Raw genomic sequence first — 22,502 nt, 5'->3', positions numbered from 1 at the left:
TATTCTCGTCACCGTTAGTGGTGACTATGCACGGAACAGCTCTTCAATATCAAGCCCCTGCATTTGCAGGATTTCACGCAGACGACGCAGTCCTTCAACCTGAATCTGACGCACGCGTTCGCGAGTCAGACCAATTTCACGACCAACATCTTCCAGCGTGGCCGCTTCATAACCCAGAAGGCCGAAGCGACGAGCCAGAACTTCTCGCTGTTTTGCATTCAGTTCGAACAACCACTTAACGATATTTTGCTTCATATCGTTATCCTGCGTAGTGTCCTCAGGACCGTTGTCTTTCTCATCGGCCAGAATATCCAGTAACGCCTTTTCAGAATCTCCGCCCAGCGGCGTGTCAACAGAAGTGATACGTTCGTTCAGACGCAACATACGGTTTACGTCATCAACTGGTTTATCGAGCTGTTCGGCAATTTCTTCCGCACTAGGCTCATGATCTAGCTTATGGGATAACTCGCGTGCTGTGCGCAGGTAAACATTGAGTTCTTTGACAATGTGAATCGGTAAACGGATGGTGCGGGTTTGGTTCATTATCGCCCGCTCTATGGTTTGCCTGATCCACCAGGTTGCATACGTTGAAAAACGAAACCCTCTTTCCGGGTCAAACTTCTCAACGGCTCGGATCAGACCAAGGTTTCCTTCTTCAATCAGGTCCAGCAAAGCCAGCCCCCGATTGTTATAGCGACGGGCGATTTTCACCACCAACCGCAGGTTACTCTCGATCATACGTTTACGTGATGATACGTCACCACGCAACGCTCGCCGGGCAAAATAAACCTCTTCTTCGGCGGTTAAAAGAGGCGAATAGCCAATTTCTCCCAGATAGAGTTGAGTAGCATCTAAAACACGCTGGGTGCTAACTTGTGACAATAACTCATCATCTAAAGAGTCATTGTCACTGGTTTCTTCCTCTGCCAGCGCCTTATCGTCAAATACGTCAAGCCCATTCTCGTCGAAATCAGTATCTTCATGTAACTCGTTAACTTTCAGCGTACTTTGGCTCATAAGCGGCTCCTACCCGTGATCCCTTGGCAGAATACCGAAGCACTCTGCCCGATTTATCGCTGCGGAATAAAACGCAGCGGGTTTACGGATTTCCCCTTGTAACGAATTTCAAAATGCAAGCGTACTGAACTGGTTCCGGTGCTACCCATGGTAGCTATTTGTTGTCCCGCCTTAACCTCTTGTTGTTCCCGGACCAGCATGGTTTCGTTATGGGCATAGGCGCTCAGGTAGTCATCATTATGCTTGATGATTATCAGATTCCCGTAACCGCGCAAAGCGTTGCCCGCGTACACCACACGCCCTCCGGCGGTAGCTACCACGGTCTGCCCACGTGAGCCAGCGATATCAATCCCTTTATTTCCCCCCTCAGAGGCTGAGAAATTATCAATGACTTTCCCATCTGTAGGCCAACGCCAACCAGTAATAGCGGCATTACTGCTGCTAGGTACCGGCGTTGGTTCGGTAGCAGGAGCGGAAACTGCAGCCCCTGTAGCAGGTAACATCTTACCCACATTCTGTTTACCCGAATTTGCAGAATACGCATTAGTTGAGGTGGAATCAACCTGTGAAGTTTGTATTTGCGTACTGCCTGGTGCCTGAGAAACTCCTCCTGCCGCCGCATTGGCTGGAAGCATGTGACCGCTGCGCGAACTGGAAGGGCTAACGACAGCCCCTGAAGGCACGCTGGCGACCGCCATGCCCTGCCCTGCGCTCGTATTCATATTATTTCCCAGCGCCAGGCTCTGACCGACATTTAGACTGTAGGGTTCCGGGATATTATTGCGCTGCGCCAGCTCGCGATAATCGTTGCCCGTGATCCAGGCGATGTAGAACAGCGTATCGCCGCGTTTTACGGTATAGGTATTCCCGGTATAGCTACCTTTAGGAATCGCGTCATAGCTGCGATTATAAACGATTTTCCCGCCTTGCGGGTTAACCGGAGCGGAAGTGACCGACGTGCTGACAGCAGCGGCAGGTCGTGAATTCGCCGATGAAGAGAGGCGTGGCGGCGAAGCGATCGCACCGCTACGGCCAGAGGCATTGCCACCATCGCCCACGCTGCTTATAGAGGCAGGCTGATCGTTACCACCGGCGCAACCCGCCNCCCCTAGAGCAATTGCCGTACATACCGCGAGCTGACGCCAGTTCATCATTTGGCTCCCCATGCGCCGAATCCCCCTATGACCCAAAATTGACTCGTTAATTGTCGCCCGCTGTCTCTAAAATTTGGCTAAACGGCTGAGAGTTGGAATCTTTCATTCCCAAATAAACTCAACAAAGCGCCCCCTCGTTTCTTATTCAAACAGGTTTCGACGGGCCATAGAGACAGCACCATTTGTTGATGCTAGCAATATCAACAAATTAGTACCATAAGATAGTTGTATTGAAATTTTAAGGCGGCAAGCGTTCATCACAAAGAATCAGGCCAGTTCGCCTTTGACCAGCGGCACAAAGCGAACCCCCTCAATGGTTTGAATAATGAACTCTCCGTTGTTGCGTTGAACCAACTTAAGCGTTTGCTGCTCTTCACCGACCGGTAATACCATGCTCCCGCCTTCATCCAGCTGTTCCATAAGGGCGACGGGAATTTCCGGCGGCGCAGCCGTGACGATAATCGCGTCGAAAGGCCCTTTTGACGCCCATCCCAACCAGCCGTCGCCATGCCGCGTGGACACGTTATGCAAGTCGAGCTGTTTGAGACGACGCTTAGCCTGCCACTGAAGCCCCTTAATCCGCTCCACGGAACAAACGTGCTGCACCAGATGCGCCAGCACGGCGGTTTGATACCCCGAGCCGGTACCAATCTCCAGAACGCGGGATACGGGCGTCAGGCGCAGCAATTCGGTCATTCTGGCGACCATGTAAGGTTGAGAAATCGTCTGTCCCGAACCAATAGGCAATGCCGTATTTTCATAGGCTTGGTGTTCAAAGGCTTCATCAACGAAGCGTTCTCGCGGTACGGCGGCCATCGCCTGTAACAGGCGTTCATCCTTAATTCCCTGCCGACTCAACTGTTCCAGTAATGTCTGCACGCGTTTGTTCACCATTCCCCGCAAACCCCAGCTTTGACTAACCCCATCAACGTTGTTAATGCTGCTCGGAAAGAGGCATGCCCCTACCGCAGCGAAATGATCTTCGTCACGCTCGAAATGCCGCTACATCCCGCTGTCGAACTCCTGCTCTTTGACCATCATCAGCTCACGCACGACACTGGTGGCATAACAGCCCGACGGCAACCAGAAACGCACGGTGACGACGTCATCATCCTGCCATGACCACTCCATCTGTTGTGGGGTCATCAAAATGGCTCTCCGCGCCGGCTCCAGACGCTCCCGGCGCAGCAGCGACAGCAGCAGTTGGTTCTCCTCCAGACAGGACGACTCAAATGCCAGCACATCGGCCTGCGTACCCGTTTCGCCATCGCCCGGCATCGGGNCCGTCACCTGTAGTTCTCCCGCATCCAGGCGCTGTTGCAACGTCTCAAGCTCGTCTGGCTGCGCGACGAACCAACTGCCGCGACCGGTCAATTGCAGCGCATCCCCGTTCAACACAGTTTTTTCCAGCTTTTGCGTCAGACGGGCGCTGGCGACGCGGTTAAACAGTTCACTGCGGCTAGCCGACAGATAAAAACTGCGTTTACTGCGTTCTTTAACGCGAATCTCATTGTTCGCCCAGCGCCGAGCCTGCTCAAGATTATTGCCGTTACGGCCGAAACGCTGGCTACCGAAATAGTTGGGCACGCCCTGTTCAGAGATGTGTTGTAATCGCTTCTCGATTTCCGCTCGGTCGCTGATGTGACGAAGCACCAGCGTGAACGCATTTCCCTTCAGGGCGCCGATGCGCAGTTTACGGCGGTGACGAGCGGTTTCCAGAATTTCGCATCCTTCCAGCTCGAAAGTCCGCCAGTCTGGATCGGCTTTTCCCGGCATATGCAGACCGAACCATTGTTCAGTGACGGCATGACGGTCTTTCAGCCCCGCATAGCTGACTGCGCGGGCCGGCAGACGGGCGAACTTCGCCAGCGCTTCGGCGACAAAAGACGTATTGCAGCCGCGTTTACGCACCCGGACCAAAATGTGTTCGCCGTCGCCATCAGGCTGGAATCCGAGATCTTCTATCACCTCAAAGTCTGCTGCCGATGCTTTCAGTACGCCGCTTGCGACAGGCTTACCGTGCATCCAGTAGAGCTCATTGGAGGTTTCCATTACCATGCCACTACTCCCGACGCATCGCTTTTCACCAACAAAGCCACGGCCTCACAGGCGATCCCCTCGCCGCGGCCGGTAAATCCCAATTGCTCGGTCGTGGTCGCTTTAACGTTAACGTCGTCCATGTGGCACTGAAGATCTTCAGCCAGATTCACTTTCATTTGCGGGATGTGCGGCGCCATTTTCGGCGCCTGAGCGATAATGGTCACGTCTACGTTGCCCAGTCTGTATCCCTTCTCGGAAATGCGGCGCCAGGCTTCCCGCAAGAGTTCGCGACTATCCGCGCCCTTGAAGGCCGGGTCGGTATCCGGAAACAATTTGCCGATATCACCCAGTGCGGCGGCGCCCAACAGCGCGTCGGTGACGGCATGCAGCACTACGTCGCCATCGGAATGCGCGAGCAAACCTTGCGTGTAGGGAACTCTTACTCCACCGAGCACAAGCGGGCCTTCGCCACCGAATTTATGGACATCAAAACCGTGACCGATACGCATCGCACACGCTCCTTTATTTATACAATAGTTTGATTATCAAGGTTACGAGTCAGATAAAACTCCGCCAGCGCCAAATCTTCCGGGCGGGTGACTTTAATATTATCCGCTCGTCCGCTGATAATCTGGGGATGGTAACCGCAAAACTCCAATGCCGACGCTTCATCGGTAATCTCCGCCCCTTCGGACAGCGCGCGTTCCAGGCTGTTTTTCAGCAGTTTCAAGGGGAACAGCTGAGGCGTCAGGGCATGCCAGAGCGCGTTGCGCTGGACCGTCTGTTCGATAGCGCCCTGCGCGTTGCTGCGCTTCATGGTATCACGCACCGGCGCAGCCAGAATGCCTCCAACGTCGCTTTGCGAAGTCAGTTCCAGCAAACGAGCCAAATCGTCTGGATGTAAGCATGGTCGGGCCGCATCATGCACCAGCACCCATTCCACGCCACGAACCTGTTGGAGACCGGCCAGCACAGAGTCGGCCCTTTGACGTCCGCCCTGCACGACCTGAATGCGAGGATCGGACGCCAGCGGCAGCGTTTGAAAGTAGTGATCATCAGGGCTGATAGCGATAATGGCCTTACGGATACGCGGATGCTTAAACAGTGCGTCTAACGTGTGTTCCAGAATCGTTTTGTTACCGATGTTCAAATATTGTTTCGGGCGATCGACCTGCATTCTGCTGCCGTTTCCGGCGGCAGGCAATACGGCAATCACTCCGGACGGGTCATCCTTCAGAGTCAACATACCTAGCGTAGGGTCGGATAAGAGGAAGATTGAGGGGACGTAGAGGTCGAGTTGGTCTGATGGTCCGACTGGTTTGGCACCAGGCGATAGAAAGATTCGCCGGGTTTGATCATACTCAGTTCATTACGCGCGCGCTCTTCAATAGCTTCCTGTCCGCCATTGAGATCGTCGATTTCGGCAAACAGCAGTTCATTACGGGATTTCAACTTGGCATTGCTGGCTTGCTGAACGGCAACGCCGTCCTTCACCTGCACCAAGTCGTGAATACCGTTTTTTCCCAGCCAGAGCGAATATTGCAGCCAGCCTAGAATAACCAATAATAACAGCGTAAGTTTTCCCATCCCGCCCCCTGAAAAGCCGCCTAATCATCCCATAACTTTTATCAGGACTCCACTGTGCGGATGCAATTGCTGATGACAATTCGGCATAGGCACTTCGTAACACCGGACTCAACGCATCAGAGAGAAGAAAGGCCCCGGTGCCGGAAGTCCGGCGCTGAGGCCGTCCGGCTATGAATAATAGCCTACCAGCCTGAAATTACCGAGAATACCAGCCAGAAGCTGAACAGAACGGAACCGCCGCAGCACAGGAGCATGGGCAGCACCCGCCGCTGCCACAGCAGGCCGAACAGCATGCCTACCATGACGCAGAGAAGCAGCAACGCCAGAAATAGCGGCCAGGTGTAAAGCATTAGCAGCCGCGTGGCATCAAGACCATACAACAAGAAAGTGAGAGCAAACGCCAACCAGTAAAAACAGAAGCCGGCTATCGCCCCCAGGCTGGGGTAAGACACCGGCGTGTCCTGTGAAGGAGGATGGATCTGGCGATGCGGCAGTAGCGTAACACGCTGGAGAGTTTTACCCATTCGGCTCATGTTCCCGGCACAACGCGTTTTTGCAACGCTTGACAAGAATATTAAGCGTCTATGATAGCCAGACGGCGCAGCATCGCTAACAGTTGCGCGATCAAATCTGTTACTAATTGTTCCCCATTTAGATGCGCTTCCGGATGCTCGGGCGCTTCATAGATCGAGTCGATTCCCGTAAAATTGCGCAGCTCGCCAGCGCGCGCTTTCTTATAGAGACCTTTAGGATCGCGCGCTTCGCACACCGCCAACGGCGTGTCCACGAACACTTCGATAAATTGACGCTCTTCCAGCAAGTCGCGCACCATCTGCCGTTCNGCGCGATGCGGCGAGATGAACGCGGTGAGAACAACCAAGCCGGCGTCCACCATCAGCTTGGCTACCTCCCCGACGCGGCGAATATTTTCGCGCCGGTCGTCATCCGTGAATCCCAGGTCGCGACACAGGGCATGCCGAACGTTGTCGCCGTCCAGCAAATAGGTGCTGACGCCAGCGGCGTACAGCGCCTGCTCCAGCGCCCCAGCCAGCGTCGATTTTCCCGAGCCGGACAGCCCGGTAAACCAGATGACCGCGCCACGGTGGCCGTGGCGACGCTCACGATCCGCACGCGTCACCGCGTGAGAATGCCAAACCACGTTTTCATTGGCAGGCGGCAGGGATTGCGAGTCGGACACCTTATTTCCCCCCCAGTAAATCGCGCGCACCCCAATGCGGAAAGTGGCGACGCACCAGGGCGTTCAGCTCCAGCTCAAACGCACTGTAGGCACCAGGCTCTTCGTAGGTCTGCTCGATGCCTTCACGTACCATACCCGCGCCCACCGTGACATTGCTCAGGCGGTCGATAAAGATCATGCCGCCGGTGACGTGGTTTTGCGGATAGCGATCCAGTACCAGCGGTTCGTCGAAGGTCAGCTCCACCAGCCCGATGCCGTTCAACGGTAACGATTCGGTCACCCGCTGGGTCAGCGTATTGATTTCGACCTGATACTGGATGTTTTCCACTCGCGCACGCGTTTTTTTGCCTGCGATTTTGATATCGTAGCTTTGCCCCGCGATCAGCGGCTGTTCTGCCATCCACACCACGTCCACCTGCGCGCTCCGCACCGCCTCCAGCGTTTCCGCATGATCGACGATCAGATCGCCGCGGCTGATATCAATCTCCTTTTCCAGCACCAGCGTCACCGCTTCGCCAACCTGCGCCTGCGGCAGATCGCCGTCAAAGGTCACGATGCGGGCGATGGCCGACTCCACGCCGGAAGGCAGCACCTTGACGCGCTGGCCGACGTGGACCACGCCAGACGCCACCGTCCCCGCATAGCCGCGGAAGTCCAGGTTGGGTCGGTTGACATACTGCACCGGGAAGCGCAGCGGCTGGGACAGGCTGTGCGGCGCAACATCAACCGTTTCCAGCACCTCCAGCAACGTAGGGCCGGTATACCAGTTCATCTGAGTGCTGGGCGTCGCCACGTTATCCCCTTCCAACGCGGAGAGCGGTACGAAGGTGACGTTGAGATCCGCAGGCAACTGCTGCGCAAAGTCCAAATAGTCCTGCTTAAACTGTTCGAAGACCGACTGCTGATAGTCGACCAGATCCATTTTGTTGACCGCCACGACCAGATGACGGATGCCCAGTAGGGTGGCGATGAAGCTGTGACGGCGCGTTTGATCCAACACGCCTTTTCGGGCATCGATCAGCAGAATCGCCAGTTCACAGGTGGATGCGCCTGTCGCCATGTTACGCGTGTATTGCTCATGCCCTGGGGTGTCTGCAATGATGAATTTACGCTTTTCGGTAGAGAAATAGCGGTAAGCGACGTCGATGGTGATCCCCTGCTCGCGCTCAGCCTGCAAGCCGTCGACCAGCAGCGCCAAATCCAGCTTTTCGCCCTGTGTTCCCAGTCGTTTGCTGTCATTGTGCAGCGTGGAAAGCTGATCTTCGTAGATTTGACGGGNATCGTGCAACAGGCGGCCGATCAGGGTGCTCTTACCGTCGTCGACGCTGCCGCAGGTCAGGAAACGCAGCAGGCTTTTATCTTGTTGTGCAAGCAGATAGGCCTCGACGCCGCCCTGCTCGGCGATCTGTTTTGCTATATCGTGATTCATGCTGCCACTCCTCAGAAATATCCCTGACGCTTTTTCAGCTCCATCGACCCGGCCTGATCGCGGTCGATCATCCGTCCCTGACGCTCACTGGTGGTGGAGACCAACATTTCTTCGATGATCTCCGGCAGAGTCTGCGCCTGCGACTCGACCGCGCCTGTCAACGGCCAACAGCCCAGCGTGCGGAAACGCACCATGCGCTGGGTGATGGTTTCACCCGGCAGCGGCTCGAAGCGGTCGTCATCAACCATCATCAGCATACCGTCGCGCTCAACCACCGGGCGCTCTGCGGCCAGATACAGCGGCACGATGTCGATTTTTTCGAGGAAGATGTACTGCCAGATATCCAGCTCCGTCCAGTTAGACAGGGGGAACACGCGGATGCTTTCACCCTTGTTGATCTGACCGTTGTAATTGCGCCATAGCTCGGGTCGCTGGTTTTTCGGATCCCAGCGATGGAAGCGGTCGCGGAACGAGTAGATACGCTCTTTGGCGCGCGATTTTTCTTCGTCGCGCCGCGCCCCGCCGAAGGCGGCATCAAAGCCATACTTGTTCAGCGCCTGTTTCAGCCCTTCGGTCTTCATGATGTCGGTATGCTTCGCGCTGCCGTGCACAAACGGGTTGATCCCCATCGCGACCCCTTCCGGGTTGCGGTGTACCAGCAGTTCGCAGCCGTAAGCCTTGGCCGTCCGGTCACGAAATTCGTACATTTCGCGAAACTTCCAGCCGGTATCGACGTGCAGCAGCGGGAACGGCAGCGTGCCGGGATAGAAAGCCTTGCGCGCCAGATGCAGCATGACCGAGGAGTCTTTACCGATGGAATACATCATCACCGGATTACTGAACTCCGCCGCGACTTCGCGAATGATATGAATACTTTCTGCTTCAAGCTGTTGCAGATGCGTCAGTCTTTTCTCGTCCATAAAATCGTACCTTAAGCCAAATTCACCACTGTTGGCCGACGTTCTGAGGCCGACACCCGCGAATGATCTCCAAACCAGGCGATTTGCTCATGCAAATTCACCACCTCGCCAATCACCAGCAATGCCGGTGTAGCCGCCTGCTGCGCCAGCGGTTCCAACTGTTGCAATATGCCGGTCAGCACCTGCTGATCCCGGCAAGTGCCGCGGCTGATCACGGCGACCGGCGTCTCTGCGGATCGCCCGTTTTCAATCAGCTGACGGCTGATATCCGCGGCTTTCATCGTCCCCATGTAAATCACCAGCGTTTGTCGCTCGCGCGCCAGCGTAGACCAGTCCGGCGCTTTGCCGTCTACGCGGTGATGTCCGGTAATGAAGGCCACGCTTTGCGCATAGTCCCGGTGGGTCAGCGGGATCCCCGCATACGCGGTCACCCCCGCCGCGGCGGTCACGCCCGGCACCACCTGGAAGGGAATGCCCGCCTTGGCCACGTGCTGCAGTTCCTCGCCGCCTCGACCAAAAATAAACGGATCGCCGCCCTTTAGGCGAACGACCCGTTTGCCTTGCTGCGCCAACATCACCAGCCGCCGGTTAATCTCGTCCTGCGGCATCAGATGCGCGCTGGCGCGTTTGCCCACGCAAATCATCTCGGCGTCACGTCGAACCAGTTCCAGCACGTCCTCGCTCACCAGATAGTCGTACAGCACGACATCCGCCTGCTGGATCACCTGTAGACCGCGTAGCGTCAGCAGGCCAGCATCGCCCGGTCCCGCGCCCACCAGAGACACCTCGCCTTGCGGGCTTTGCGGTTCCATCAGCTGTTTTTCCAGCGTTTCTTCGGCTTCGGTCAGTTTTCCCGACGTCACCAGAGAGGCAAAGCGGCTGTCGAACAGGCGTTCCCAGAACCGGCGTCGGCCTGTCATCGTCGGCAGTTGCTGTTTGACACGGGTACGCCATTGGCCCGCCAGCTCGGCCATCTGTCCTAAACGAGAGGGCAGTAGCGCCTCCAGCTTTTCGCGCAGCAGGCGCGCCAATACCGGCGCCGTGCCGCTGGACGAGATCGCCACCATTAGCGGAGAACGGTCAATCAATGAAGGGAAAATAAAAGAGCACTTCGGCTGATCGTCGACCACGTTGACCAGTTTCTGACGACGATCCGCGGACTCTGAGACCGTTTCATTGAGCTTAGCATCATCGGTGGCGGCAATGACCAGGAACACCGGGTCCAGCTGTTCGGGACTGAACTCACGGGCAATCCAGACCACCTTTCCAGCCTGATGCAAAGCATCAAGCGGGGCGCACAGCTCACGCGCCGCCACCCGGACCTCTGCGCCCGCCCGTAGCAACAGCGTGATTTTACGCATGGCTACTTCGCCGCCGCCCACCACCAGCACGGGACGCTGCCGCAAATCGGCGAATACAGGGAGATAGTTCACAGATGCCTTTACTAAGATAAAAAAGTGATAATGGGACTATAAAACGAGGGGGTAAGCGTAATGAAATGCCGAATTCGCATGATAAGTTCCGTAATGGAATAAAGAAGCACTCGATAAGCGGTAAAAAGCGTATTCACGCCCCTAAATGGGGGATTGGGACTCAATCGGTTATATCGAAACGGCCCAAATGTTCCGCCAGCTGATGCTGAAGCAGATACGCCTTCACCTCCCGTTGCCAAGCATCACCCAGCGACGCCACTCGACTATAAGTCACTCCGGCCAGCGCGCCACGGTCATCATAAGCATTAATCAACGTCTGGTTTATCGCATCCTGATTCAGCGCAGGATTCGACCGCTGCTGACGCGCCAGCGCATCAACCACCCGTTGTCGCTGTTCTGTATCTGGCTTCCAGCGTTGATGATATAAGCCGCTCAACACGATAAACAGCGGCGGCACACCTTCATCTCGCGCGGCTTGCAACCGCGAATGCCCATCTAAAATCACATAGGCGCCCAGCCCGGAGACAAACCACAGCAGAATGGGAGGCAACGCCCCTTCCCGTGCCTTCTTCCGCCACCACTTCACCCGCGACGAGGTCGGGTCGACCACAGACAGCGGCAGTAACTGCGTGCTCTCCCACCAGCGATCAATAAGAAACACGACGTCTGACGCAGTCAGGTCCGGGATATCTTCGCCGAACAGATCCCAACGAGGACAATAGTCGCCCGCCGCCTGAGGAGAGATAAACCGCCACGCGTTTATCGGCTGCGGCTGAGCCACGCGCGGCGCGGCGGGCGCCACATACGGCATAGGCCGCAACAGCCACTGGCCGCTGTTCGTCAGCGCTGGGGAAGAAGAAAGCAGTCGTTCGGCAAAGAATCGGCACCAAAATGCCTGACGCACGGCGGGCGTCTGCAAGGCCTCGGCCCGCATCACGTCGGCGGAGCGGATAGGAGGGAGCAACGATCGCTGGCGGATGTCTCTGCGAGGACAAAGCACGCTGGCCGCGGCGCCGTTCGGCGCTATCACCGCCCAGAATAAAGTTTCATCTCCGCAGACCCCCTGTGCCCTTCCCTGTGCGCCTACGCGCAATTGCAGTTCTCCGGCCGGACGCTGGCCAGGAGGACTTTCCAACGCTAATCCCTGCCAGACGCCCTCTCGATCGTCGATGTCACGCCACCACATTTTCTTCATCTCAGACACCACACACCGCACCATTCAGCCAACAGCGGTAAAAATATCATGCCGCGCCGAGGGTATCACGGCGCTACCCGATGATTTTATTTCATCGCATCTAAGTCGCTGGCCCCACACTCAGGGGGCGACCCATCGGGTTGGGGGCGTCGGTCGAACCTAAAACGGCAGGCGGTTGAAGTCTCGTCGTTACAAAAGCAAGCCCCTCGGAAGAGGGGCTGCGGGTCAACCTTCGNGCAAGCCGCACTCGCGCTTCAGACCGAAGAAGCGCGTCTCTTCTTCGCTCATGCCCGGCTCCCACTTGCGGGTGGTATGCGTATCGCCCACCGACAGATAGCCCTGATCCCACAGCGGATGGTAGCTCAGGCCATTGGCCTTCAGGTACTGATAGACCTGTCGGTTGTCCCAGTCGATGATCGGCAGGAATTTGAATACGCCGCGCTGCACAGACAGCACCGGCAACGATTCACGGCTGCTCGACTGCTCGCGGCGCAGCCCGGCGAACCAGGTCCCCGCGCCAAGTTCCTGCAACGCCCTGTTCATCGGTTCAACCTTGTTCATCTGGTTATAGCGTTCGATACCTTCGACGCCTTGCTCCCACAGCTTGCCGTAGCGCGCCTCCTGCCACGCTGGCGACAGCGCGGCGCGAAACACCTTCAGGTTCAGCTTCAACTGGTCGGTGAGGCTATCGATGAACTGATAGGTTTCCGGGAACAGGTAGCCGGTATCCGTCAGGATCACCGGAATCTGCGGACACTGCCGAGTCACCAGATGCAAAGAAATCGCTGCCTGAATACCAAAGCTCGACGTAAGGACGAATTCGCCCGGCAGGTTTTCCAACGCCCAGGCGGTACGTTTTTCGGCGGAAAGGCTTTCCAGCTCGGCGTTGATTTCCGCAAGCTCAGCCTCTTGTTCCGACTTCGGTAACGCGTTGAGCGCATCCAGAATGAGTGCAGACATCAGGCTCTCCTCTTAGTCATAGAAATCGACAGCGGGGTCGAGCACTGGTTTGATGATGTGGGCACGAATGGCGAAATCGCCAAATCCTTCGCCCGCTTCGCGCTCCTGCGCCCAACGCCCTACCAACTGGTCGATTTCGCTGAGNATGTCAGCTTCGGTGATATTTTCCCGGTACATACGCGGAATGCGCGTTCCTTCCCGGTTGCCGCCAAGATGCAGGTTGTAACGGCCGATGGCTTTACCCACCAGACCGATTTCCGCCAGCAGCGAGCGTCCGCAGCCATTAGGACAGCCGGTCACACGCAGGACGATGTGCTCATCGCCGACGCCGTGCCGCTGCATGATCTGTTCTACTTTTGTGACGAACTGCGGCAGAAAACGTTCAGCTTCCGCCATTGCCAGCGGACAGGTCGGCAGCGAAACACAGGCCATAGAGTTTTTACGCTGCTCGCTGACCGCATCGTCAATCAGCCCGTGTTCGCGCGCCAGCGCTTCGATTTTCGCTTTATCGCGCGTGGCCACGCCCGCCACAATCAGGTTTTGGTTGGCGGTCAGACGGAAATCCCCTTTGTGGATTTTCGCGATTTCGTTCAGTCCCGTTTTCAAAGGACGGCCTGGATAGTCGAGGATGCGGCCATTTTCGATAAACAGCGTCAGGTGCCACTTATTATCGATGCCTTTGACCCAGCCGATACGGTCGCCGCGGCCGGTGAATTCATACGGACGGATCGCTTCGAACGTTACGCCGGACCGACGTTCCACTTCCTGTTTGAACGTGTCGACGCCGACGCGCTCCAGCGTATATTTGGTCTTAGCGTTCTTACGGTTGGTACGGTTTCCCCAGTCGCGCTGGGTGGTGACTACCGCTTCCGCTACGGCCAGCGTCTTCTCGACGGGGATATAGCCGAACTCGCTGGCGGTGCGCGCATAGGTCGCCTTGTCGCCGTGGGCGATGGACAAACCGCCGCCCACCAGCACGTTGAAGCCGACCAAACGACCGTTCTCGGCAATGGCGACAAAGTTCAGGTCATTCGCATGCAGATCCACGTCGTTTTGCGGCGGGATCACCACCGTAGTTTTGAACTTACGCGGCAGGTAGGTCGATCCCAGGATCGGCTCTTCATCCGTCGTCGCTATCTTTTCCCGATCGAGCCAAATTTCGGCATAAGCGCGGGTACGCGGCAGCAGATGCTCGGAGATCTTCTTCGCCCAGTCGTACGCCTGCTGATGCAGCTCGGACTCGGCAGGGTTAGACGTACACATCACGTTACGGTTAACGTCGTTCGCCGTCGCCAGTGAATCCAGACCCACGTCGTGCAACAGCTGATGCGCCGATTTCAGGTCGGATTTCAGGATGCCGTGAAACTGGAACGTCTGGCGGTTAGTAATACGGATACTGCCGTAGATCGTCTTGGCCTTGGCAAAAGCGTCGATCGCCAACCACTGTGTCGGGGTCATGACGCCGCCCGGCAGGCGACAGCGTAGCATCATCGCATGACGCGGCTCCAGCTTCTGCGCGACACGTTCGGCGCGAATATCGCGGTCGTCCTGCTGATACATGCCGTGAAAACGGATCAGCAGAAAGTTGTCGCCGGTAAAGCCACCGGTCAAGCCATCTTTCAGATCGTCTGCAATCGTGCCGCGCAGGAAGTTGCTCTGTTTTTTCAGACGTTCCGCATCGGTGAGTTTGCCTTCTACCACCAGCGGACCCGCATATCTCTCGCTCATTAGTACACGTCTCTCTGATAGCGCCGCTCAAGCCGCAGCTCGCTTAAAAATTCATCCGCCTGTTCGGCATCCATCCCGCCCTGCTCAGCAATCACCGACAACAGGGCCTGCTCGACATCTTTCGCCATGCGGTTGGCGTCGCCGCATACGTAAATATGCGCCCCATCCTGGATCCAGCGCCAAACTTCCGCGCTCTTCTCACGGATGCGATCCTGAACGTAAATTTTGTGCTCCTGATCGCGCGACCAGGCCAGATCGATGTGTGTCAGCAGCCCGTCTTTAACGTAACGCTGCCACTCCNCCTGATACAGGAAATCTTCCACAAAGTGCGGATTGCCGAAGAACAGCCAGTTTTTCCCCTCGGCGCCTTCCGCTTCACGCTGCTGCATAAAGGCGCGGAACGGTGCAATGCCCGTCCCCGGCCCGATCATAATGACCGGCGTGTTCGCGTCCGCAGGCAGGCGGAAATTGTCGTTGTGCTCGATAAAAACCCGCACTTCGCCGTCTTCTTCCAGCCGGTCTGCCAGGAAGCCCGAGGCGCCGCCGGTGCGCTCGCGCCCTTCGTAGGTATAGCGCACGACGCCGACGGTGATATGCNCCTCATTGTCGACCTCTTCCTGCGATGAGGCGATGGAGTACAGCCTCGGCGTCAGCGGACGCAACCAGCCGACCAGCTGTTCCGGGGTCAGTTCGGCGGGCGCCGAGCGCACCATATCTACCAATGGCGTCTGCTGCGCGTACCGCTGCAACGCAGATTTGTCTCCGACCCGTCCCTGAAGGGCTTCATCCCCCGACAACCCGGCATATTTCTCCACCAGCGGCGCCGTGTTTTGCGTCAGCTCCAAATGTCGTTGTAGGGCATCGGTGAGCGTCAGAGTCTTACCGGACACCGTCACCGTTTCATCCCCTTTTAACTTCAGCAGTCCCAGCAGTTCTTCGACTAGCGCGGGGTCATTCTCATACCACACGCCCAGCGCATCGCCGGGACGGTAACGCAGACCCGACTCGCCCAGATCGATTTCCAGATGACGCACGTCTTTGTCCGAGCCGCGGCCGGTGATCTTTTGATTGACCGACAGCGCGGCGGTATAAGGCGTTTCTTTGCCGTACGGGCTCGCCGTTATCTCATCCACCGCGCCCACCGCCGCCGTCTGAACGGCAGCCGCATCCNGCGCCTGATGGCGAGATTTCAGCGCTTCCGTCAGCCGTTGCCGCCACTGCTCCGCGTCGGGCTGGAACGCCACGTCGGCATCTACCCGGTCCAACAGGCGTTCCGCGCCCAGTTCAGCCAGGCGGCTGTCGAAATCCTTGCCTGCCTTGCAGAAGAATTCGTATGACGAGTCCCCGAGACCAAAGACCGCAAAAGCCGCGTCGTTCAAGGTTGGCGCTTTCTTGGAGAAAAGATATTTGTGTAACGCCACAGCTTCTTCCGGCGGTTCTCCCTCTCCCTGCGTCGATGTCACAAGGACCAGCAGTTTTTCCTGAGCGATTTGCTTAAATTTGTAGTCGCCCGCGTTGACGAGCGTGACCGGCAATCCCGCCGCCAGCAGGTCGTCGCGCGCCTGTTCGGCGACCCGCCGCGCATTCCCCGTCTGAGACGCAGAGATCAGCGTGATGGCTGAAGGAGCGGCGGGGGGNGCGCTGGCCGCCGCGGCAGCGCCGGTTGAAACGCCGGCGGGCTGTTGAGAGATCCCCCAGAAATAACCGGATAGCCAGGCGAGCTGGGTGGGTGAGAAATCACCGGTTGACGCCTGCAGGCGCGCAAGTTGCTCCGCGCTCAGAGGGAGCAGCGAAGTCGGAGAAACCGGATTTGTCATTGTGATACTTTTTCCTTGTTCAGGTCGCTGAAGCCAATGCCAATCTACTGCGGTAAAAAATGAATGGGCTATTAAGGTAGCGACCCCCATCTTAACAATTAAAGAAATGATGGAAATATCAAATAACCAAAATGACTAAAGGGTTTTTTATATACCCATTACCACAAAAAGCGATAAAGGCTGCGAGTTGAAATAATCATATGTTTTAAAAGGATAAAAACCCCCATGCNCCCTCAATATTTAAATGATAAAAATTACCATTTACGCTTCTTTGCGGCGGAAAATAGCGCAAAGGCGCACTTTCCGGTAGTATGCGTCGGTTTTTTCAGGTCATAAGAGATTCACCGTCATGCCAACCATGCTGTTTAAAGATTTTCAGTTTGAAGCCGCTCATCGGCTTCCCCATGTTCCAGACGGACACAAATGTGGCCGCCTGCATGGCCACTCATTTATGGTTCGACTGGAAATTACCGGCGAAGTCGATGCCTATACCGGCTGGGTGATGGATTTTGCCGAACTGAAAGCCATCTCTCGTCCGATCTGGGAGCAGTTGGACCACCACTATCTGAACGAAATTCCTGGGTTGGAAAATCCCACCAGTGAAATTCTGGCTCAGTGGATTTGGCAAAGACTGAAACCGATACTGCCGCTTTTGACCGCTGTCCGGGTTAAAGAAACTTGTACGGCGGGTTGTGTGTATCGGGGAGAGGATAAGTAGTCGCGCCTGACCAGCACGGACGCACCGGTCAGGTCGTCGTCAGGCTATGTTTAAATACTTATGGGTCTGCATGGATAAACGCCAGTTGCGCGCTATGCAGGTGGCAATGCATAACCGAGTCGCTTCTTCTTTCTGGCTGATAGGCTGTAACGCAATGACCCGCGCCTTATCATCATCCAACCGGTTCAACAGCGCATCCAACGTTTCGATATCACGCTCCCGCGCCACCGGATGTTTAATTTCATCCGACCGTTGCAGCGCCTGATCGATAACGACCATGCCGCCGCGCATATTCACCTTTGGCGAGACCGTGACCCAGCAGTCGGTTGAGCAGCGGATTTCGTGCGTCCCGCTGGTTTCGATTTGTGTGCTGAAGCCCAGCGCTTCCAGTCGCTGAGTCAACGTCGTCAGGTCGTGGATGCAAGGCTCTCCGCCGGTAATGACCACATGCCGAGCGGTATAGCCCAACCGCATCATGTGACCAACGATATCCTCCACGCTGGCCGATCCCCAGGCATCGCTTTCCGTCGTTTTATCAACGATCTGCTTAAGCGGGATTTCCCGCTCCGGACGCTTCTCCCAGGTATGTTTGGTGTCACACCAGCTGCACCCCACCGGGCATCCCTGTAAACGGATAAACACCGCGGGAACGCCGGTAAAATAGCCCTCTCCCTGTAAGGTCTGGAACATTTCATTAATCGGGTACTGCATGTTTTTCCACTGTAGCGGTTGTGTAAAAAGTCATTATCGCAGATCGCCGATGAGTCGCCAAACAACTGTCGTCATTAGCCCGATAGGTTTTGATTGAGTCATGACTCACGACCGATTAATGATCGCTATTTAGTGCTAGGCTTGATCCATCAAAACCTGAAAACGACAAGGAACGAAAGACATGAGTTCGCTGAAATCTCTGACGTTGTGTTTAATGACGCTGTTCGCCGTTCCCGTGGTGGTGAACGCTCAGGCCGTCCCGCAGGTAAAAACCCAGCCGGGCTACTACCGTCTGATGGTGGGACAATTTGAGGTGACCGCGCTTTCAGATGGCACATTTACGATGCCGATGGGAACACTGCTGGCTCGCACTCCGGCTGACATCATTAAACAACGTCTGGCGGATGACGAGCTGGACGCATCCGCCGTTGAAACCTCCATTAATACCTTCCTGATCAACACCGGCAAAAATCTGGTTCTGATCGATACCGGTAACGGCGAAAAACCGGGCGCGCCGGTAGGTCGTCTTCTGAGTAATTTGAAAGCCGCGGGTTATCGACCGGATCAGGTCGATACTGTGATCCTGACCCATTTGCACGGCGATCACATCGGCGGTCTGCTAACTAACGGTAAGCCGACTTTCCCTAACGCGGCGGTCTACATCAGCAAAGCCGATAGAGATTACTGGCTGAGTGAAGCGAACCTGCAAAAGGCGCCAGCCGACGGCAAAGCCAATTTTCAGCTGGCTCAGAATACGTTCCAGGTGATTAATGCCGCGAAGAAAATGAAGGTATATAGCGGCAACGATCGGATCGTACCGGGGATCACCGCCCTGCCGCTGTCAGGACATACGCCGGGCCACTCGGGGATGTGGGTCGATAGCGAGGGCGCCAAGCTCTTGGTATGGGGCGACATCATCCATGCCGCCGCCGTTCAGTTCCCTTTGCCGGCCACCACGATCAACTTCGACTCGGATATGGATACCGCAGCGAAAAATCGCGCGTCCATTCTGGCGGATGCCGCTGACAAAGGCTACTGGGTCGCAGGCGCGCATATCAGCTTCCCTGGTCTCGGCCACGTCAAAGTGCTGAAAGACAGTGACGGCCAGCCAAACGGCTATCGCTGGGTTCCGGCCAACTACAGCCTGTCAGGGCTGGCTGCGCAGTAAAAAAGATCTACGGCAGGGGGAACGTTCTCCCTGTTCCTTCCTCCGCTTTATCCCTTCATTTTCGCTCACTCGTCGCGGCTGACTCCATCACAACAACGGCCAGCGACATATTCAGAGCGATCTACCCGATCAGGTATTAGTTTAGAAATTAAGATCGACGGAAAGTCGCTTGGTGAGTCGGGCTTAAGAGACGGGTAAAAAAAATCCGGAGGCGCATGATGCGCTTCCGGATTTGTATTCAATCCCACCGGAGTCTGAATGCGATTCCGCATCAGACTCCAGAGAAGAAAAGGAGGCGATTAAGCCTGGCCTTTCACTTCTTTCAGACCGTTGAACGGCGCTTTAGCACCCAGCGCTTCTTCGATACGAATCAGCTGGTTGTATTTAGCTACACGGTCAGAACGGCTCATGGAACCCGTTTTGATCTGGCCAGCTGCAGTACCTACCGCCAGGTCAGCGATGGTCGCATCTTCAGTTTCACCAGAACGGTGAGAGATAACGGCAGTGTAGCCAGCGTCTTTCGCCATCTTGATTGCAGCCAGCGTTTCGGTCAGAGAACCAATCTGGTTGAATTTGATCAGGATGGAGTTAGCGATGCCTTTGTCGATACCTTCTTTCAGGATCTTGGTGTTGGTAACGAACAGGTCGTCGCCCACCAGCTGGATTTTGTCGCCCAGAACTTTAGTCTGGTATGCAAAACCTTCCCAGTCAGATTCGTTCAGGCCATCTTCGATGGACACGATCGGATACTGTTTGGTCAGTTCTTCCAGGTAGTGAGTGAATTCCTGAGAGGTGAAGGTTTTGCCTTCGCCTTTCAGTTCGTAGTTGCCTGTTTCGTTGTTGTAGAACTCGGAAGCGGCACAGTCCATAGCCAGAGTCACGTCTTTACCCAGAACGTAACCTGCTTTTTCTACGGCTTCTTTGATGGCAGCCAGCGCAGCAGCGTTGGATTCCAGGTTCGGTGCATAGCCACCTTCGTCGCCGACTGCAGTGTTCATACCCTTGGCTTTCAGAACTTTAGCCAGGTTGTGGAACACTTCTGAACCCATACGGACGGCTTCTTTAACGGTTTTCGCGCCAACAGGCTGAATCATGAATTCCTGGATGTCGACGTTGTTGTCAGCGTGCTCACCACCATTGATGATGTTCATCATCGGCAGCGGCATGGAGTACTGACCCGGGGTGCCGTTCAGTTCAGCGATGTGCGCGTACAGCGGCAGGCCTTTAGAAGCGGCGGCAGCTTTAGCAGAAGCCAGAGAAACGGCCAGGATTGCGTTAGCGCCGAATTTGGATTTGTTTTCAGTGCCGTCCAGGTCGATCATGATCTGGTCGATGTTAGCCTGATCTTTGGCATCTTTGCCCAGAACAGCCTGTGCGATCGGGCCGTTAACAGCAGCAACAGCTTTGGTCACGCCTTTACCCAGGAAACGAGATTTGTCGCCATCACGCAGTTCCAGCGCTTCGCGGGAACCGGTGGAAGCACCTGACGGTGCAGCAGCCAGACCTACGAAACCACCTTCCAGGTGAACTTCAGCCTCAACGGTCGGATTTCCGCGTGAGTCGATGATTTCACGGCCAATGACTTTAACAATTTTGGACATTAGATTTTCCTCAGTACAAGTTAAACTAAAACCTCAGACGAACAACGCGCGACCTCTGGACGCGCGTTGCTGACAAAACCCTATTTTTCCTGACGTTTCTGGTACGCTCCCGCGGCTTTCACAAAGCCGGCGAACAGCGGATGCCCGTCACGCGGCGTGGACGTGAATTCCGGATGGAACTGACAAGCGACGAACCACGGATGATCAGGGATCTCAACAATCTCTACCAGTCGACGGTCGGCGGAATAACCAGCAACACGTAATCCCGCCGCTTCAATCTGTTTCAACAACATGTTGTTGACTTCATAACGATGACGATGACGCTCAATGATCGTCGGCTCGCCATACAGGCTCCGAACCAGGCTGCCTTCGGTCAAGTGGCATTCCTGTCCGCCGACGCGCATTGTACCGCCGAGGTCGCTCTCTTCGCTACGCACTTCCAGGTTGCCTTCGGCATCGCGCCATTCGGTGATCAGCGCCACAACCGGGTATTTGCAGTCAGGGACAAACTCGGTGGAGTTCGCGCCTTCCATGCCGACGACGTTACGGGAAAACTCCATCAGTGCGACCTGCATGCCGAGACAGATGCCCAGGTAAGGGATCTTGTTCTCGCGAGCATATCGCGCCGCCATGATCTTGCCTTCCACGCCGCGGTAGCCGAAACCACCCGGCACCAAGATAGCGTCTAAATCTTTCAGGACTTCGACGCCGCGGCTTTCTACATCCTGCGAGTCGATGAACTTGATGTTCACGGTCAGACGATTTTTCAAACCGCCGTGCTTCAGCGCTTCGACGACGGACTTGTAGGCATCCGGCAGTTCAACGTACTTGCCGATCATACCGATAGTCACTTCGCCGCCCGGGTTGGCTTCTTCGTAAACAACCTGTTCCCATTCTGACAGGTTCGCTTCCGGGCACTCCAAGCTGAATCGTTTACAAATATAATCGTCCAGGCCCTGCGATTTCAATAGCGACGGAATTTTATAAATAGAATCAATGTCTTTAAGAGATATCACCGCTTTTTCCGGCACATTGCAGAATAATGCAATTTTTGCGCGCTCGTTCGCGGGTACGGTACGATCGGAACGACAAATCAGCACATCCGGCTGAATCCCGATGGACAGCAGTTCCTTCACCGAGTGCTGCGTCGGCTTGGTTTTCACCTCGCCTGCGGCGGCCAGATAAGGCACCAGCGTCAGGTGCATAAACAGGGTGTGTTCACGACCNACTTCCACTGCCATCTGACGAATCGCTTCAAGGAACGGCAGCGATTCAATATCGCCAACCGTACCGCCGATTTCGACCAGCACCACATCGTGGCCTTCGCCGCCTTCGATGATGCGCTCTTTGATCGCGTTGGTGATATGGGGGATAACCTGAATGGTCGCACCCAGATAATCACCACGGCGCTCTTTGCGCAGGACGTCAGAATAGATCCGTCCGGTGGTGAAGTTATTGCGGCGCGTCATTTTAGTGCGAATAAAACGCTCGTAGTGGCCCAGGTCGAGATCGGTTTCGGCGCCATCTTCGGTGACGAACACTTCACCGTGCTGCGTAGGACTCATTGTCCCTGGATCCACATTGATATACGGGTCCAGTTTCATGATGGTCACGTTGAGGCCGCGGGCTTCGAGAATAGCCGCCAGAGAGGCTGCGGCAATGCCTTTACCCAGAGAGGATACGACCCCGCCGGTCACAAAAATATAATTAGTTGTCATGCTGAACCTGAGAGTTTAGGTTTAAGGATGATGGAAGACCAAGACGGGAAAGTAGTATACCGGAACCTGATGGGCGCCACAAATGTTCGTTTTGCCTAACATCGGATA

General features: G+C 55.8%; 21 protein-coding genes. 2 read left to right on the top strand and 19 right to left on the bottom strand.

What is annotated here, in order from left to right:
• Positions 1-24: 24 nt before the first annotated feature.
• From rpoS to cysJ, 16 genes are all read right to left on the bottom strand, one after another.
• Complete coding sequence (gene rpoS / locus RZ35_RS02110; protein ID WP_026739256.1) at positions 25-1,017, bottom strand: RNA polymerase sigma factor RpoS; 993 nt, start codon at positions 1,015-1,017, stop codon at positions 25-27.
• 53 nt (positions 1,018-1,070) lie between these two features.
• Positions 1,071-2,183, bottom strand: coding sequence for a murein hydrolase activator NlpD (nlpD, locus tag RZ35_RS02105; protein ID WP_026741827.1), 1,113 nt, complete (start codon positions 2,181-2,183; stop codon positions 1,071-1,073).
• A gap of 255 nt (positions 2,184-2,438) precedes the next feature.
• Positions 2,439-3,065, bottom strand: a complete 627-nt coding sequence (locus tag RZ35_RS02100) for a protein-L-isoaspartate(D-aspartate) O-methyltransferase (RefSeq protein WP_026741826.1) — start codon at positions 3,063-3,065, stop codon at positions 2,439-2,441.
• A 108-nt stretch (positions 3,066-3,173) separates the two neighbouring features.
• A complete protein-coding gene (gene truD, locus RZ35_RS02095; protein ID WP_026741825.1) occupies positions 3,174-4,223 on the bottom strand; it encodes a tRNA pseudouridine(13) synthase TruD in 1,050 nt (349 codons plus the stop codon).
• Positions 4,223-4,720 (bottom strand): 2-C-methyl-D-erythritol 2,4-cyclodiphosphate synthase, encoded by a 498-nt coding sequence (gene ispF / locus RZ35_RS02090; protein WP_026741824.1) that lies wholly within the window; start codon positions 4,718-4,720, stop codon positions 4,223-4,225. Before ispF ends, truD begins: the two co-directional genes overlap by 1 nt.
• 17 nt (positions 4,721-4,737) lie before the next feature.
• Positions 4,738-5,457: a 2-C-methyl-D-erythritol 4-phosphate cytidylyltransferase gene (gene ispD, locus RZ35_RS02085; RefSeq protein WP_026741823.1), complete on the bottom strand. Its 720-nt coding sequence runs from the start codon at positions 5,455-5,457 to the stop codon at positions 4,738-4,740.
• A gap of 2 nt (positions 5,458-5,459) precedes the next feature.
• A complete protein-coding gene (gene ftsB, locus RZ35_RS02080; RefSeq protein ID WP_026741822.1) occupies positions 5,460-5,798 on the bottom strand; it encodes a cell division protein FtsB in 339 nt (112 codons plus the stop codon).
• 182 nt (positions 5,799-5,980) lie between these two features.
• Positions 5,981-6,322, bottom strand: a complete 342-nt coding sequence (locus tag RZ35_RS02075; protein ID WP_026741821.1) for a DUF3561 family protein — start codon at positions 6,320-6,322, stop codon at positions 5,981-5,983.
• Between the two features lie 50 nt (positions 6,323-6,372).
• Positions 6,373-7,017: an adenylyl-sulfate kinase gene (gene cysC / locus RZ35_RS02070; protein ID WP_071999737.1), complete on the bottom strand. Its 645-nt coding sequence runs from the start codon at positions 7,015-7,017 to the stop codon at positions 6,373-6,375.
• On the bottom strand, positions 6,998-8,425 hold the full coding sequence (gene cysN, locus RZ35_RS02065; protein WP_026741819.1) for a sulfate adenylyltransferase subunit CysN: 1,428 nt from the start codon (positions 8,423-8,425) through the stop codon (positions 6,998-7,000). The genes cysC and cysN overlap by 20 nt, the downstream gene beginning before the upstream one ends.
• An 11-nt stretch (positions 8,426-8,436) precedes the next feature.
• Positions 8,437-9,345 carry a sulfate adenylyltransferase subunit CysD gene (cysD, locus tag RZ35_RS02060; protein WP_026741818.1) on the bottom strand — a complete coding sequence of 303 codons (909 nt, stop codon included), beginning with the start codon at positions 9,343-9,345 and terminating at the stop codon, positions 8,437-8,439.
• Positions 9,346-9,356: 11 nt separating this feature from the next.
• Positions 9,357-10,778: a siroheme synthase CysG gene (cysG, locus tag RZ35_RS02055; protein ID WP_026741817.1), complete on the bottom strand. Its 1,422-nt coding sequence runs from the start codon at positions 10,776-10,778 to the stop codon at positions 9,357-9,359.
• 160 nt (positions 10,779-10,938) lie between these two features.
• Entirely contained in the window at positions 10,939-11,973 is a 1,035-nt protein-coding gene (locus RZ35_RS02050; RefSeq protein WP_036152425.1) for a hypothetical protein, read from the bottom strand.
• Positions 11,974-12,198: 225 nt separating this feature from the next.
• Positions 12,199-12,933 (bottom strand): phosphoadenylyl-sulfate reductase, encoded by a 735-nt coding sequence (locus RZ35_RS02045; protein WP_026741816.1) that lies wholly within the window; start codon positions 12,931-12,933, stop codon positions 12,199-12,201.
• Positions 12,934-12,945: 12 nt separating this feature from the next.
• On the bottom strand, positions 12,946-14,661 hold the full coding sequence (gene cysI / locus RZ35_RS02040; protein WP_026741815.1) for an assimilatory sulfite reductase (NADPH) hemoprotein subunit: 1,716 nt from the start codon (positions 14,659-14,661) through the stop codon (positions 12,946-12,948).
• Entirely contained in the window at positions 14,661-16,478 is a 1,818-nt protein-coding gene (cysJ, locus tag RZ35_RS02035) for an NADPH-dependent assimilatory sulfite reductase flavoprotein subunit (protein ID WP_026741814.1), read from the bottom strand. The genes cysI and cysJ overlap by 1 nt, the downstream gene beginning before the upstream one ends.
• 349 nt (positions 16,479-16,827) lie before the next feature.
• On the opposite strand from cysJ, the gene queD reads away from it, so the two are divergent.
• Entirely contained in the window at positions 16,828-17,196 is a 369-nt protein-coding gene (gene queD / locus RZ35_RS02030) for a 6-carboxytetrahydropterin synthase QueD (RefSeq protein ID WP_026741813.1), read from the top strand.
• A gap of 39 nt (positions 17,197-17,235) precedes the next feature.
• On the opposite strand, the gene queE is transcribed toward queD, so the two are convergent.
• Positions 17,236-17,907, bottom strand: a complete 672-nt coding sequence (gene queE, locus RZ35_RS02025; protein ID WP_026741812.1) for a 7-carboxy-7-deazaguanine synthase QueE — start codon at positions 17,905-17,907, stop codon at positions 17,236-17,238.
• Positions 17,908-18,088: 181 nt separating this feature from the next.
• Here queE and RZ35_RS02020 point away from each other — a divergent pair, with 181 nt between their 5' ends.
• Positions 18,089-19,075: an MBL fold metallo-hydrolase gene (locus RZ35_RS02020; RefSeq protein ID WP_026741811.1), complete on the top strand. Its 987-nt coding sequence runs from the start codon at positions 18,089-18,091 to the stop codon at positions 19,073-19,075.
• A 299-nt stretch (positions 19,076-19,374) separates the two neighbouring features.
• On the opposite strand, the gene eno is transcribed toward RZ35_RS02020, so the two are convergent.
• Entirely contained in the window at positions 19,375-20,676 is a 1,302-nt protein-coding gene (eno, locus tag RZ35_RS02015) for a phosphopyruvate hydratase (RefSeq protein ID WP_026741810.1), read from the bottom strand.
• A gap of 80 nt (positions 20,677-20,756) precedes the next feature.
• The gene (pyrG, locus tag RZ35_RS02010; RefSeq protein WP_026741809.1) at positions 20,757-22,394 is read right to left on the bottom strand and encodes a glutamine hydrolyzing CTP synthase; all 1,638 of its coding nucleotides are present in this window, start codon (positions 22,392-22,394) and stop codon (positions 20,757-20,759) included.
• Positions 22,395-22,502: the final 108 nt, after the last annotated feature.

This window comes from Lonsdalea quercina subsp. quercina (genome assembly GCF_000688655.1).
Taxonomy (GTDB): domain Bacteria; phylum Pseudomonadota; class Gammaproteobacteria; order Enterobacterales; family Enterobacteriaceae; genus Lonsdalea; species Lonsdalea quercina.
The sequence above is the reverse complement of the archived record's forward strand: the minus strand, read 5'-3'. Positions and strand labels throughout refer to the sequence as shown.